This is a genomic window from Pantoea sp. MT58 (assembly GCF_014495885.1).
In the GTDB taxonomy this organism is placed as follows: Bacteria; Pseudomonadota; Gammaproteobacteria; order Enterobacterales; family Enterobacteriaceae; genus Pantoea; species Pantoea eucalypti.
This window is the reverse complement of the sequence record NZ_CP061083.1, coordinates 1,617,851-1,632,423: the sequence shown is the minus strand read 5'-3', so window position 1 is coordinate 1,632,423 and position 14,573 is coordinate 1,617,851. Positions and strand designations below refer to the sequence as shown.

The window sequence follows — 14,573 nt, the reverse complement described above, 5'->3', positions numbered from 1 at the left end:
AACCATCGCAGCGAAGTTGGCAGGAAATGCGCGATGATACGGCAGATTTACCTCAATGGCCCAAGCGAGCGGTCGGACTATCCCGCCCGGCGTAGCGGAAAATTCAGTAGCAAGTATTGAATCGATGATGAAGCTGGGTCAGCCCATGGGCCTGGTGGTCACAGCAGAAGGCGTGGAAACACAGGGGCAGATGTCTGCACTGGCGGATGCAGGCTGTAATCAGCTCCAGGGCTATCTGTTCAGTCAGGCGGTGCCCGACCTGAGACGCTGATGAAGAGAGCTGCGCCAGACAGTCGGTATCATCGCCTGACGGGATAGCCTGAGCAATTTGTACGCTCAGGTTATCCGCCAGAAAGACTAACTGCCCAGGCTATCCAGCAGTGCGGCAGAGGTGGCAACCGCGCCAAAGATGCCGCCCTGCATATGGATCATACTCAGCGCCGCCTCATGATGACGCCGCTCCGTTGCGGCACAGCAATCAGATAACACCAGACACTCGAAACCGCGATCGTTGGCTTCACGTAGCGTGGTATGAACGCAGACATCGGTGGTTATACCGGTGAGAATCAGATTACGTATGCCACGACTGCGCAGTATCAGCTCCAGATCGGTGGCGTAAAATGACCCCTTACCTGGCTTATCAATCACGACCTCATCCGGCAACGGGGCCAGCTCCGGAATAATCTCCCAGCCTGGCTCGCCGCGCACCAGAATGCGGCCGCACGGTCCGACATCGCCAATGCCGGCATTCATCCGTCTCGAACGCCACCGTTTATTGGCGGGCAAATCGCTGAGGTCGGGCCGATGCCCTTCACGGGTATGAATAATCGGAAACTGCCGGGCGCGCATCGCGGCCAGCACCTGCTGCAACGGGGCGATGGGTGCGCGGGTCAGGCTGACGTCATAGCCCATGCTATCGACATAGCCGCCGACGCCACAGAAGTCGGTCTGCATATCAATCACAATTAACGCCGTGTCAGCCGGGGTGAAACTGCCGTCAAAAGGCCAGGCGTAAGGGGTTGAATTAACGCTGTAATCGGGCATTGCTGTTCTCCATTACCGGGCGCGGCATGCGCATTTTGCTGATCACGCTGTAGCTGATGGCGGCGGTCACCAGACCAATCACTGCTTCACCGAACTGCGGGAAAGCCACATGAGCGATCACCGCACACAGGCTACCTATTGCCCAGGCGGCAAACGCTGTACCACGGAATCGCTGAGCCGGACGCTGCTCACTGATGCGCGCCATAAAGATCAAATCCACAATCATCACAGCACCAAATGGTGGCACCACGATCCCGAGCAGGCTGAGCCACTCCAGGAAGTAAGACCAGACGCCCGCCAGTGCCAGCGCGCCACCAATGGCGCCGAGGATCAGCGTCCACAGACGCATTTTGCTGCTGAACAGATGACTGAAACCCACTGCGCCGTTGTAGAGGCAGTGTGTGCAGACCGATCCCAGATTGATAAAGACAAACAGGCAGGCCACCACCGACAGGATGGCACTGTGCCCCATCAGCATCGGCAGGAAGTTACCGCCATTGGTCAGCGGATCCACCGCCGCGCCCACGGCTACAATTACCACGCCGAACAGATACGAGATGACGTTCGCAACCGGAAAAGCGGAGAAGGCAGCGATGACCGCCGAGCGTCCATTCTTCGACCAGCGGGTAAAGTCAGCGGTCATGGTGCCGGAGTCGGCAAAACCGGCCACCACCATGGTGACGGCGGTGCCCATGCTCATTGCGCCGGCGGCGCTGGCGCTGCCTTTCCACTGCGTCACCACGGAGAAGTCGTGCTGTTTGCTGATCAGCCACAGTGCCACCATCCCGAGCACCACAAACAGCGGCGCGGCGATCATCCCCAGCACGGACAGCGCCCGCACGCCCAGGAACGTGATGCCGGTGTAGAGGATCATGGCAAAGGCCGTCACCGCCAGCGCATTCCAGCCGAAGGTCTGATTAATCACCGTGCCGGTAAGGCCGGTCTGGAAGGCATACCAGCCGATCACCACCGTCGAGAGAAAACCCGAGACCAGGATGTAGCCTTTGCTGCCAAAGGTGCGTCTGGCCTGTAAAGCAAAGTTCATCCCGCTGTTACCGGCGTACCAGCTCAGCGCGCCGACATAGGCGAACAGCACCAGGTTGCCCAGCAGAATGGCGATCAGCGCGGGCCAGAAGCCCAGATGCCAGGTAATGATGCCGCCAAACAGCGCATTGGTGAGGATCATCGGGAATCCAAACCAGACCGCTGAAACAGAGCGGGTTGAATGACGATGCGTCAGCGGCACCGGCTCATGTTCAAATTCCTGCTCCAGCGCAGGTGTGTCAGACGTTTTCATTGGGCGATTCCGGGTTGAAGGTGATTCCACGGCTGAATGCGCTCGAAAGCGGCACTGGCAGCCAGCACTAAAGCATCATCAAGATGACGACCAACAATCTGCATACCGACCGGCAGGCCGCTGGCGGTGAAACCTGCAGGCACTGACGCGGCGGGCTGGCCGGTGAAATTGAACGGGAAGCAGAATGAGAGCCAGTGATCGTTGCGAACCATGCGACTATCAATGATCTCCGGTCCCTGCATTCTCAGCGGAAACGGCGGCACGGCCAGCGTCGGCGTGATCAACAGATCAAAGCGCTGCATAAAGCGCCACAGGCTATTGCTGACCGCTTTGCGGGTGGCGATGGCATCGGTAAAGTTCTCTGCCCGCCAGTCGCGCTGTAACATAGCGACCAGATGCGGTGACATTGTGCTGCCCTGCTCCGCCATCATCTGGCGCATGCCGGTGAGATCACTTTCCATCGCCACCAGTGCGCCAAAAGCGGCTGACGGATCCGGGAAGCCAGGATCGGCCAGCTCCAGTTCCGCACCGATTTCAGCAGCAAATCGCCTTACCGCCGCGCTGACAACAGCGCGGACTTCCGGGTCAACGGCCACATAGCCAAAATCTGCGCTGAATGCGATACGCAACTTGCCAGGCAGATGTTCTGGTGCACCCAGCCAGTCAACGTCGCTGCAGGGGATCGAGTGGCGGTCCCGCATATCCGGTCCTGCCATCAGTGACATCATCAGGGCGGCATCGCGCACGCTGCGCGTCATCGGCCCGATATGCTCCAGCGACTCCCAACTCGACACGCCGGGATAGCGTTCATCACGACAGCCGGGCCATAACGGCACCCGCCCCATCGACGCCTTGAAGCCAAAAATGCCGCAGTGCGCCGCCGGAATACGCACTGACCCGCCGCCATCGCTGCCCAGTGCAATCGGGCAAAGGCGTGCCGCCACCGCCGCCCCGGAACCCGCGCTGGAACCGCCCGGCGTCATCGCCAGATTCCAGGGATTACGTGGCGACGGAAAAAGCGGATTGTGCCCGACGCCGCTGTAGCCGAACTCCGGCGCGGTGGTTTTACCCAGCAGAATGGCGTCGGCGGCCAGTAGCCGTTCCACCGTGATGTCGTCATCTTCCGGTACGAACTCTTTGTATGCTGCTGAACCGGAGGTAGTGCGGACGTTTGCGGTGCAGATGAGATCTTTTACCGCCAGCGGCACGCCTGCCAGCGCGCCCAGTGTTTCTCCCCGCGCACGTCGGTCATCTATGGCTTTAGCCTGTGCCATCGCAAGCTCGGGTGTCGGGGTGCAAAAGGCCTGCACCGTCGGTTCACGCTGTTCCATCCTCGCCAGCGCCGCAGCGGTCAGTTCGCAGGCTGATACTTCCCCGTTGCGGATCAGAGCGGCCATCGTGGTGGCATCGTCGTCTAAAAAGGAGTCAAACATGGGTTACCTCGCCAAAAGTGTACCCATGAGCTAGTGCATGAAGCGTGCCAGATAGCCGCGAACTCAAGGGGCTGGGTCAGGGATGCGAGGTGGAATACGGGCTGGGATACAAGATCGAATTCTTATGGTGTCAGAAGCGGGTCGCTGTTTATTTTTTCAGCACAGTGATGGCGCAGGGCTGCGCAATAAGGGTGCGTGCCAGGTGAATGGTTTGTGGGCTGGCTTACAGAACGGTGTTGTTAATGCGCAACAGCGGCTGAAATGCTGGAATGAATAACCTCACTTTTACCATGGATGTTTGACGGTGCTGAGCAGGAACTGAAAAATCGAGTTTCAGGGATTCATATGTTACGGCAGGGATGAGAAGTGCGTATTGAAGAAGATATTTATCTCGAAAACTACGAAATCAGACGAAAAAGATTTATTTATGACCGCCAGATTTATCACAGCTACGTTTTTGTTGGCGGCAGCGAAACTTACACTGTCATCGTTGGCGACCGGATAGATGAACAGACCTTTACCCGCATCGGATATCGGATGCCACCCGGTATCTCCTTTCCTGTTAACGGGCTGGCTGAGGTCTGTTTTGACGTGTGCGATGGTCTGGAGTGCATGAGCGATTTTCGCCACATCAGCATTCCCGGATTAGGTAGTGCAGTCGTTTTAAAAAGTGTAGTACTTGCGTTAATGGCACACCATGAAAGCTTCTCTATCGGCGGTTTTGTTTTCCAGCCTGCGTCTGGCGAGATCGTTGAACGCAATCGTCCGACTCCTCTGGAAGAGATCTACGACGCCATGCTTGGGTTAAAAAATGAACTACGCTACAATCGCCGAACAGGGTTGCCGAAGAAAGCGCCGCAACCTTTAATCCCGGACTGTTTCCAGGCTTATAAAGTAGTGACTACAGGGAGAGCTTGCTATGTCGTTTTATGATACACACGATGAAACAACCCCTTTAGCTCCGGTTGAAACCCGATATAAAGAGTTAAGGGCACTTTTGATTGCAGAGTGGCTGGCCCGGCCCGATCTGCCCGCCATTAAAGCTCAGTTAGCTCAGGCGAGAAAACGTTCGTCATCTGCCCTGTTGCGCCGCAAGCTGAAAGAACTGAATGCGCGCGACATGCAGGAAGCAAAGATTCCCGATTAGCACTCAAAGGCCCGATAAACGGGCCTTTCGTATTTTAATAGCTTCTGGTTCACCCGCAGGCGGCTTCCCGCCACCCACAATTCACCTCTATTCCGGAAAATCCGTCTCCACCGACGTCTGTTTCCACGCGTCTATCTCAGCCAGACGCTCTTTGAGCTTACCTGTCACGGCGTCATGGCCCCAGGCACCCATCACCAGATGACGTGGCGGGTTTTCATGCTCGGTAATAGCAATCATCGCCGCGGCGGCCCGCGCCGGATCGCCCTTCTGAGTGCCGCTGTATTCGGAGGTCGCTTTCATCCGCGCGGCGGCGGTCTCCGCATAGTCTGGCAGCGTGCTCGGCGTCTGATGCAGTGAGCGTCCGGCCCAGTCGGTGCGGAACGGACCTGGCTCAACACAGGTCACGTGAATGCCCAGCGGACCGGCTTCAAGCGCCAGCGAATCGGACCAGCCTTCCACCGCATGTTTGCTGGCAGAGTAGTAGCCTGAGCTGGCAAAACCGATTAAGCCTGCCACTGAGGTAATGTTGATCACGTGGCCGCTACGCGCCTTTCTCATTGCGGGCAGCACGGCGCGGGTCAGGGCAAACAGACCGAAGACGTTGGCATCAAACTGCGCGCGGATTTCGCTTTCCACACCCTCTTCCACTGAGCTCTGATAACCGTAACCGGCGTTGTTTACCAGCACATCAATGGTGCCGAACGTGTCCAGGGCCGCACTCACGGCCTGGTCAATACTCAACTGCTGCGTCACATCCAGCGCTACCGCCAGTGCGTTGTCGTGTCCCTCAACCAGATCGGCAATGGACGCGGTATCACGCGCCGTCACAACCACCTTAAAGCCACGCGCAATCGTCTGCTGCGCCAGTTCACGACCAAAACCGGTCGAACATCCCGAGATTAACCAGACAGGGCTGGAATGAGCAGTCATAACAAGACTCCCGTTGAGAATGATGAAGGGGTTTAAGACCCGGACGCGAGGGCATCCGGGAATAAAGGTTAGTGAGACGCGACCGCCCCACTTAGCCCTTAATGCTTTTTATGAAACAGCTGACTGGCGGTGTCGCTGATGATTTGCGCTGCGCCGCGATCGCCCTTCACCATCGACGCCATAAAGGCTTTCGCCTGCTTGAAGGTGATGTGTGGCGGTAATGGCGCGACTTCCGGATCGGTTTTCACCTCCAGTAATACCGGGCGATCGGCGCTGAGCGCACGCTGCCAGGCACCTGCCAGATCGTCAGGGTTGTCGACAAAAATACCGACCATTCCCAGCGACTGCGCAAACTCAGCGTACTTCACATCCGGCAGCTGTTGTGACGCGTCGAAGCGAGGGTTACCCTCCATCACGCGCTGCTCCCAGGTGACCTGATTCAGATCCTGATTGTTGAACACGCAGACAATCAGGCGCGGATCGGCCCACTGCTGCCAGTATTTCTGAATAGTGATCAGCTCGGCCATGTTGTTCATCTGCATCGCACCGTCTCCCACCAGCGCCACCACCGGTTTTTCCGGGTGAGCAAATTTCGCGGCAATCGCGTAAGGCACCGCCGCGCCCATACAGGCCAAACCGCCGGAGAGTGACGCGCGCTGTCCCTGCTTCACCCGATAGTCGCGGGCAAACCAGTTGGCGCAGGAGCCGGAATCCGAGGTGACAATGGCGTTGTCCGGTAACTGAGGTGACATCTCCCACACTACCCGCTGCGGATTGACCGGATTAGCCGGTGCCATGGCACGCTCTTCCATCAGCGTCCACCAGTCACGTACCTGAACCGCAATATCCTCCTGCCAGCTGCGATCCGCTTTATGCTCCAGCAGCGGCAGCAGCGCGCGCAGCGTTTCTGCCGCATCGCCATGCAGGTTCACTTCGCTGGGATAGCGCAGGCCCAGCATGGCGGGATCGATGTCTATCTGCACCGCACGCGCCTTGCCCTCTTCCGGCAGAAATTCCGTCCACGGGAAGCCGCTGCCAATCATCAGCAGGGTGTCGCAGTTTTGCATTAAATCGGATGAAGGTTTCGTGCCGAGCAGGCCAATCGAGCCGGTAACAAACGGCGCGTCGTCCGGCAGCACATCTTTGCCCAGCAGCGCTTTTGCTACTCCGGCACCCAGCACATTGGCAACCTGCACCACCTCAACGGCGGCGTTGCGTGCGCCCGCACCGATGAGAATCGCCACTTTTTTACCGGCGTTAAGCACGTCGGCAGCGCGTTGCAGGTCCGCTTCGTAGGGGATAACTTTGGGACGCTGATAGCCGCTGCCGGAATGGGTGAAGCCATGCAGATGCTGCGGCGGCTGCCACTCTTCATCCTGAATATCTTTAGGGATGATGATCACCGCCACGCCGTTTTGCGCTTTGGCAATGCGCACGCCACGATCCAGCAGATGGCGCACCTGTGTCGGGGTCGAAGCTTCCTGAACGAAGTTAGCGACGTCCGAGAAGATGCGGTCCAGGTTCATCTCCTGCTGATAACTGGCTCCACGCGCAGTCGCTTCTGCCTGTCCGGCAATCGCCAGCACCGGCGCATGGTCCATTTTGGCGTCATAAAGCCCGGTCAGCAGATGGGTTGCGCCCGGCCCGCCAGTTGAGAGACAGACGCCCAGCTCCCCAGTAAACTTCGCGTGCCCGGCCGCCATAAAGGCCGCCATCTCCTCGTGCCGCACCTGAATAAATTCGATGCCGTCACCTTTAGCGTTAGCGCGCTGGATAGCTCCCAGCACGCCGTTAATCCCGTCACCTGGATAGCCGTAGATGCGTGTGACGCCCCACTCTTTCAGGCGCTGGACAAAAAAATCACTGGTTTTCATGCTCATCGTCGCGTTGCCTTCATAGTCCATGCAGACTTAAAGCGTAGTCGACGATGCGCACTCTCCGTTAATTGTTCGCCATGGCCGGGTATCGCTGATGCAAATCACTGAATATTTGATTCATATCCGCCGTTTCGCCTATCTCCGCTACCGCCCGGAATACCTGGGTTTTCAGGAAATGACGCCAGCTGACCGGTGCGCCTGCCAGAAAAGCGGTCAGCAACTGGTAACGCTGAGGGGTCCAGAGCGTTTCAAAGCGATTCCGTGCCTCGCCGTGCTCAAAATGCTGCGCAGCGCGTTGCGGCATCGCGGCGCGAAGGCGCGCTGTGGCTGACTCATCCACACCGTCATCAACGATCACTACGCCATACTGCGCCCGGGCTGCTGCGACGCTGAGATAACCACAGCGCACATCCTGCATGACCGCCTCAGTCTCGCGCTGTGACGGCAGGCCATAACCGCCCGCGCCAGGGCCCCGCACTTCGACCACGTCACCCGGCTGGCAGTGGATTACGTCTGTGTTGCCGTGATTGATAACCTCGCCATTGCGCCGGGTGCAGAAGTAAGAGAGCGCCCCGTTCTGCCCGCCCACCAAGCCCGCCGAGGCAAACACCGACCGGTTACGGTTGCGCGCGGTAATCGTGGTGTTGGGCGAGAAAATCTCAAATGCCATTTCGGTCGCTAAGCCGCCGCGATAGCGACCTGGGCCGGCGCTGTCCTGAGCCAGCCCGTAACGATGAAAACGGATCGGGACTTCCGCTTCGTTGATCTCAATGGGCGTGTTTTTCAGGAAGGCAGACAGCCCGCCAGAGCCGTCAGGCCCGTCATGACGCGGCGTACCGCCCGCGCCACCACCCACTGGACCCAGAGAAGCAACCACGCTGCGGTTATGCGTCTGCGTGCGGATGTTCATGATTGAATTACCGCCCGGTGAATTGGCGGGAAGACGGTCCGGCATCGCCAGCGAGAAGACGCCGATTGTCGCAATCTGCGACAGTGCACAGGTCAGCGAGCGCATCCCCACCGCCGCCGGTGCTTCACAATTCATCACCGTACCCGGCGGCAGGATCGCCCGGGTCGGTCGCAGTGTTCCCGCGTTCAGCAGCAGCGAACGATCCAGTGTGGAGAGCACATAAGTGACGCCCACCAGCGCCAGCGGATGCCGTTCACGGCCGCCGGTCGGCATGTTCAGTGACGAGGCCAGCTGCGGGTCGCTGCCGGTGTAGTCCAGCTCCAGCTGATCGCGCTGCACCCGCAGTGTAATGGCGATACGGCAGGGATAACCGCCCTCGCCATCTTCATCGGCGTAGTCGGCATAAAAATACTCCCCATCGGGAATGGTGCTGATAATGCTGCGGGCCTGTGCTTCGGCGTAATCGAGAATCTCTTCTATGCCCTGTAAAAAATCGTCGATACCAAAACGGGCGATAATGTCGTGGATTTTACGCTCACCGACGTTAACTGAAGCCAGCTGTGCTTTGAAATCACCCCAGTTCTGGTCCGGCACCCGCACGTTGAGCCGCATGATGCTGGCGACCTCTTCATTGAGCTGCCCCTGCCGCATGATTTTCAGTGGCGGGATGCGGATCCCCTCCTGCACGATATCGGTCAGCGAGCGCGACAGTGAGGCGGGCACCGCGCCGCCGACGTCGGTGTTATGAATGTGCCCCACCACGAAGCAGACAATTTCGCCCTTGTAAAACACCGGCTTCCAGATGTGGATATCGGGCGAGTGCGTCGCCACATTGCCGGCGTAGGCGTCATTAGTAATGCAGATATCGCCGTCGGCGTAATCGTCAATCAGTGCCAGTACTGGCGCATAGTCGATGCCGCTGTACCAGGGTGCGCCAAAACTGCGCGGCGAGGCAAACGCCAGTCCGGTGCGGCTGACAATCTGGCAGGAGAAATCCTCCGTCTCTTTAACAAAGGTGGAGTGCGCGGTACGCATCAGGGTAAAGGCCATCGCATCAGCAGCAGCGGCGCAGTAGTTCGCCAGGATTTGTAAGTTACGTCCATCAATCGCCATGTTATGCCTCGTTCGCCGTGATCAGCAGGTTACCAAAGGAATCGACCGTCACGCCCATACCGGGCGGCACGCAGGTGGTGCAATCGTTCTGCGCAATGATGACCGGACCCCGTAACTGATGGCCGGCAAGCAATACGGTTCGCAGCACCACATCCACCTGATGCCATGCGCCGTCGATCCATGCATCGGTCTGTTTCAGCACTGGCACCGGTTCTGTCGCCGTTGCGAGCCGGTTAATCACCGGTTTTGGCGTGGGTGAGGCGATCACCAGCCGCAGGTTAATCAACTGCACCGGTGCCTGCGGGTCACTGTGACCAAACAGCTGCTGATGCTGGCGATCAAAGGCGTCATGCAGCGCAGTGAAATCTGCCTGCGTCAGCCAGCTCGCCTCCAGCGGCACGTCGATTTCAAACGACTGTCCGTGATAGCGCATATCCGCGCTGAACTGCAGGCTATAGGGCATGTCGCTGCCGTGCTCCTGCGTCAGCCAGTTGCAGGCGCGCTGCTGCAAGGCTTCGGCTTCACTGGCTAATGTGTCAGCCAGCGCAGGCGTCAGGTCGCCGTAGAGTGTGCGGATAAAATCGTTGCGGATGTCCGCTACCAGTCCGCCTAATGCGGAGAGCACGCCTGGCGTAGGCGGAACAATCACCCCTTTCATGTTCAGTTCGCGGGCAAGAAAACAGCCCATCATCGGGCCCGCTCCGCCAAAGGCGAGGAACCAGAATTCACGTGGGTCGAGGCCAAAGCGGGACAGCAGGCCACTGGTGTCGCTGTACATGCTGGAGATCGCCAGTTGAATAGCGGTTTCCGCGGTTTCCTCGACCGAAATAGTGAGGGCATCGGCCAGGGGCTGCCAGGCCGCCCGGGCGGCGGCAACATCCACCGTCACGGCGTTATAACCCAACGCACCGTGGCCCATCATGCCGCAGGCGGCAAAGGCATCGGTGGCCGTCGGCTGTGTGCCGCCGCGCTGGAAGCAGACCGGACCCGGCAGCGATCCGGCACTGTCTGGTCCCATCTGCAATACGCCCTGCCCGTCAATCCACGCCAGCGAGCCGCCGCCTTGCCCCACTGAGGTGACGGCGACAGAAGGAATAAAGATCGGGAAGTCGCCGATGATTTCGCCGTTGCCCTGCGCCACTTTGCCGTCAATGATCACCGCTACGTCGGCGCTGGTGCCGCCAATATCCAGGCTGAGGATTTTGTCAAAACCGCAGGCGCTGGCCAGATAGCTGGCCCCGATCACCCCGGAGGCGGTGCCCGAGAGCACCATCTGGACGCATTCGCGTTTCGCCTGCCCGACGCCCATTACCCCACCGTTGGATTTGGTGATACGCGGCGGCGGCTTTACGCCAAGCCGTTTCAGCGCCTGCTCAAAGGATTCCAGGTAGTGAATGACCATCGGCTGCACGTAGGCATTAATGGTGGCGGTGATGGTGCGTTCATATTCACGAATAATCGGCCAGATGTCAGCGGAACAGGAGGTCAGCAGCTCAGGCGCGACTTCCTCAATAATCGCTTTTACTGCTGCTTCATTATGCCGGTTGCGATAGCTGTGCAGCAGCGACACGACAATACCCTGACAACCTGCGGCGCGTGCCTGCTCAATGGCGTCCAGCACGCTCTGACGATCAGGCGCGTGCAGCACATTGCCGTGGGCGTCAATGCGTTCGCGGATGGCAAATACCCGGTCGCGGGTAATCAGCGGTGCGGCACGCCGGGAGAAAAGATCATGGATATGCGGAATTTTCAGCCGCGCCAGCTCCAGAACATCGCAGAAGCCCTCGGTAGCAAACAGTGCCAGCCGCACACCGCGCCGCTGGATCACCGCGTTAATCCCTACCGTCGTGCCGTGGGTAAAGTAGCCAATCTCAGCGGGATCAATGCCCTGATGCTGCTGAAATTGCGTCAGCCCGGTCTCGATTTCGCTGCCAGGTTTGTCCGGGCGTGACAGGACTTTGAGGGTATGGATCTGGTTCGTTTGCTGGTCCAGCACGGCGAAATCAGTAAAGGATCCACCAATATCCACGCCAACGCGGTATCGCATATCGGGTTAACTCCAGAGTTATGAGAGCGGAAATTCCATCAGCGTCTCGGGATGCTGCACAACACGCCAGCCGAGTCGCTGGTAGACCTGATGGGCATCCTGGGTTGAAAGCATCCAGCGGTGTACCGTTTGCAGCTCCGGATGTTCACGGACGCAGGTCGCCAGCCAGCTGCCCAGCCCGTGACCGCGCCAGTTTTCATCAATGATCACGTCGCACAGCCAGCCAAAACGGGTGTAGTCAGTGATCAGTCGGGCAAAACCTATCTGAGTCTGCTGGTGATAAAGACCAAACGGCAGCGAACCGGCAATCGCCCGCGTGGTTTTGGCCTGCGGCTGACCTTTGGCCCAGTAGGACTTCTCCGCCAGCTGAATATGGATCCAGGCAAGGTCCAGCCGCTGGCGATCGGTAGAAATGGTGAACATATCGCGCTGCCACTGCTGATCAGCAATCTGTAATGAGTCCATGGCAACTCCTTGTATCGGTTGAAATCATTTTAAAAGGGTTCGCACGACGGTTGAGGCTGTAGCGCGCCCTGAAACCGGGTGCAGCCACTGAATTTTGTAACGGAAAAAAATTTTATGCTGAGGGAAGATTGGGCAGATTAAAGCGGTATAGAGGTAACGGGATAACGGGTCAGGCAGGCAGCCAAAAAGCGGGATGGGTGTGACGGCCCTCTCTCCGGTGGACGCAGGAGAGAGGCAACGCCGGGCAGACATTTATACGCCGAACTCCACAGTGTGCTTCCCGATGAGCGATCGTAACGGCACGCTGCTTTTCATGATCGGGGATTTAATCACGATATAGCTGAAGTACTTATCAATGCCGATCTGCGCATCCAGCATCTTCTCAATCACTTCCTGATAATGTTCAATGCTGCGGGTAATAAAGCGCAGCAAATAGTCATAGCCGCCGGTGATCAGATGGCACTCCATCAGCTCATCGACGTCGCGCATCGCACTTTCGAACTTCATAAAATCTTCGCGGCGATGGCCTGACAGGGTGACTTCGGTAAAGACGGTCACCGAATCGGTAATGCGGGTGAGATTAATGTGCGCTTCATAACCGGTGATAAAGCCAGCCTGTTCCAGACGTTTGACCCGTTGCAGACAGGGACTGGGCGAGAGACCGACGGCGTCGGCGAGGTTAACGTTGCTGATACGGCCATCTTTCTGGAGTTGCACCAGGATGTTGATGTCGATGCGGTCAAGTTTCATTAAGCCGTTCATAGCACCCCCCTCATTGTCAGAGCCTGTTGGGCCAGGCGCTTAATCAAATGTTCAGAACCTCCCGAAGATATAACACGCTTTACCGTAAACGCGCCAGCGCTTCGCAGTGGTTATACCAGCGGGAGGCTTTCAAATTATTCTAATAAAATCAATGAGGAATGCAGATTTAACCCAACCGGCCCGTGGCGCGGGCCAGCGCAATATCAAAGATATGCAATGCCTCTTCCAGTTGTGAGTCGGTCGTGACCAGCGGCGCCAGGAAACGGATGGTGTTGCGATGCAGGCCGCATTTGATCAGCAGCAATCCTTCCTGGCAGGCGCTGTCGAGGATCTTCTGGGTAAGCGCCGCATCGGGACGCCCCGTTTCGAAGTCGAGAATTTCCACCGCCTGCATAAAGCCCACGCCGCGCACATCACCAATGCAGGCATATTTGTCCGCCAGTTGTCGCAGACGGGCGTTGAGCTGTTCGCCGAGCTGACAGGAACGCTGTAACAGGTTCTCATGTTCAAACAGATCCAGTACCGCCAGCGCCGCCGCACAGCCCAGTGCGTTGCCGCCGTAGGTGCCGCCTAACCCGCCTGGCGTTGGCGCATCCATGATCTCTGCACGGCCAACCACACCGGAAATCGGCAGACCGCCGCCAAGGCTTTTCGCCAGGGTAATTAAATCCGGTTTGATCCCCAACTGCTGGAAGGCAAACATGGTGCCGGTACGCCCAAAGCCGGATTGCACTTCATCGCAAATCAGCAGAATGCCGTGCTGGCTGGTGATACGACGCAGCGCCTGCATAAAGGCCGGTCCGGCTGGCAGGAAGCCGCCATCGCCCTGTACCGGCTCGATGATAATCGCGGCCACACGCTCAGGCAGGATCTGCACAGCGAAGAGCTGATCCATCGCTTTCAGGCAGTCCGCTTCGGTGATACCGTGCAGCGGGTTCGGGAATGGCAGACGATAGATGTCGCCAGGGAACGGACCAAAGTTCTGTTTGTAAGGCGCGGACATACCGGTCAGGGTGACGCCCAGCAGGGTACGCCCATGAAACGCACCATCAAACGCAATGATGCCGGGCCGCTGGGTGTGCGAGCGGGCAATCTTCACCGCATTTTCCACGGCTTCGGCGCCGCTGGTGAAGAAGACGCTTTTGAATGCCTCATCGCCGCCGACCAGTTTGTTCAGCCGCTGTGCCAGTTCAATGTAGCCCGGATAGGCCACCACCTGAAAACAGGCGTGAGAAACCAGACCCAACTGCCTGGTGACCGCATTGACCACCGCAGGGTGATTGTGGCCGACGTTCAGCACGCCGATGCCGCCAACAAAGTCGAGATAGCGATTGCCCTCCACATCCCATACTTCACTGCCTCTGGCGCGTTCGATCACCAGCGGATGGGCGGTCACTACACCGCGCGGCACATTCTGCTCACGTGCATCCAGTAACAGGCTGTTATCGGAATATGCTTGCTGCTCTGCCATGACATTCTGCATTTTAAACCCTCATCCACGTAACGTTCGGTTGGCTCAAGTATCGCAACCTGCTGGTTTCTTACGCT

Annotated in this window: 12 protein-coding genes and 1 pseudogene; 3 read left to right on the top strand and 10 right to left on the bottom strand. The window is 58.2% G+C overall.

From position 1 onward, the window contains the following. Positions 1 to 88 precede the first annotated feature (88 nt). A pseudogene (locus tag IAI47_RS07700) lies at positions 89 to 271 on the top strand (EAL domain-containing protein); the annotation flags it as partial. A gap of 86 nt (positions 272 to 357) precedes the next feature. Here the strand turns inward: IAI47_RS07700 and IAI47_RS07695 are convergent. From IAI47_RS07695 to IAI47_RS07685, 3 genes are read right to left on the bottom strand one after another with little or no spacing between them, the layout of a single operon-like run. Continuing rightward, entirely contained in the window at positions 358 to 1,044 is a 687-nt protein-coding gene (locus IAI47_RS07695; RefSeq protein ID WP_008926914.1) for a cysteine hydrolase family protein, read from the bottom strand. Then, positions 1,025 to 2,341, bottom strand: coding sequence for a cytosine permease (locus tag IAI47_RS07690; protein WP_008926915.1), 1,317 nt, complete (start codon positions 2,339 to 2,341; stop codon positions 1,025 to 1,027). Before IAI47_RS07690 ends, IAI47_RS07695 begins: the two co-directional genes overlap by 20 nt. Further along, the gene (locus tag IAI47_RS07685) at positions 2,338 to 3,774 is read right to left on the bottom strand and encodes an amidase (RefSeq protein WP_008926916.1); all 1,437 of its coding nucleotides are present in this window, start codon (positions 3,772 to 3,774) and stop codon (positions 2,338 to 2,340) included. The genes IAI47_RS07690 and IAI47_RS07685 overlap by 4 nt, the downstream gene beginning before the upstream one ends. Positions 3,775 to 4,140: 366 nt before the next feature. On the opposite strand from IAI47_RS07685, the gene IAI47_RS07680 reads away from it, so the two are divergent. After that, positions 4,141 to 4,707, top strand: coding sequence for a hypothetical protein (locus IAI47_RS07680; RefSeq protein ID WP_008926917.1), 567 nt, complete (start codon positions 4,141 to 4,143; stop codon positions 4,705 to 4,707). After that, the gene (locus IAI47_RS07675) at positions 4,694 to 4,921 is read left to right on the top strand and encodes a hypothetical protein (protein WP_003852400.1); all 228 of its coding nucleotides are present in this window, start codon (positions 4,694 to 4,696) and stop codon (positions 4,919 to 4,921) included. Before IAI47_RS07680 ends, IAI47_RS07675 begins: the two co-directional genes overlap by 14 nt. Before the next feature lie 87 nt (positions 4,922 to 5,008). Here IAI47_RS07675 and IAI47_RS07670 read toward each other — a convergent pair whose 3' ends face one another. The 7 genes from IAI47_RS07670 to gabT form a co-directional block, all read right to left on the bottom strand. Then, the gene (locus tag IAI47_RS07670; RefSeq protein ID WP_003852399.1) at positions 5,009 to 5,851 is read right to left on the bottom strand and encodes an oxidoreductase; all 843 of its coding nucleotides are present in this window, start codon (positions 5,849 to 5,851) and stop codon (positions 5,009 to 5,011) included. 98 nt (positions 5,852 to 5,949) lie between these two features. Continuing rightward, positions 5,950 to 7,731 (bottom strand): thiamine pyrophosphate-requiring protein, encoded by a 1,782-nt coding sequence (locus tag IAI47_RS07665; RefSeq protein ID WP_003852397.1) that lies wholly within the window; start codon positions 7,729 to 7,731, stop codon positions 5,950 to 5,952. Positions 7,732 to 7,792: 61 nt separating this feature from the next. Continuing rightward, complete coding sequence (locus tag IAI47_RS07660) at positions 7,793 to 9,751, bottom strand: hydantoinase B/oxoprolinase family protein (RefSeq protein ID WP_187961266.1); 1,959 nt, start codon at positions 9,749 to 9,751, stop codon at positions 7,793 to 7,795. Position 9,752: 1 nt separating this feature from the next. Next, positions 9,753 to 11,798, bottom strand: coding sequence for a hydantoinase/oxoprolinase family protein (locus IAI47_RS07655; RefSeq protein ID WP_008926919.1), 2,046 nt, complete (start codon positions 11,796 to 11,798; stop codon positions 9,753 to 9,755). Between the two features lie 18 nt (positions 11,799 to 11,816). Further along, positions 11,817 to 12,263 (bottom strand): GNAT family N-acetyltransferase, encoded by a 447-nt coding sequence (locus tag IAI47_RS07650; RefSeq protein ID WP_003852392.1) that lies wholly within the window; start codon positions 12,261 to 12,263, stop codon positions 11,817 to 11,819. 252 nt (positions 12,264 to 12,515) lie between these two features. After that, a complete protein-coding gene (locus tag IAI47_RS07645; RefSeq protein WP_003852391.1) occupies positions 12,516 to 13,025 on the bottom strand; it encodes an Lrp/AsnC family transcriptional regulator in 510 nt (169 codons plus the stop codon). A gap of 166 nt (positions 13,026 to 13,191) precedes the next feature. Next, positions 13,192 to 14,508, bottom strand: coding sequence for a 4-aminobutyrate--2-oxoglutarate transaminase (gabT, locus tag IAI47_RS07640; RefSeq protein WP_008926920.1), 1,317 nt, complete (start codon positions 14,506 to 14,508; stop codon positions 13,192 to 13,194). Positions 14,509 to 14,573: the final 65 nt, after the last annotated feature.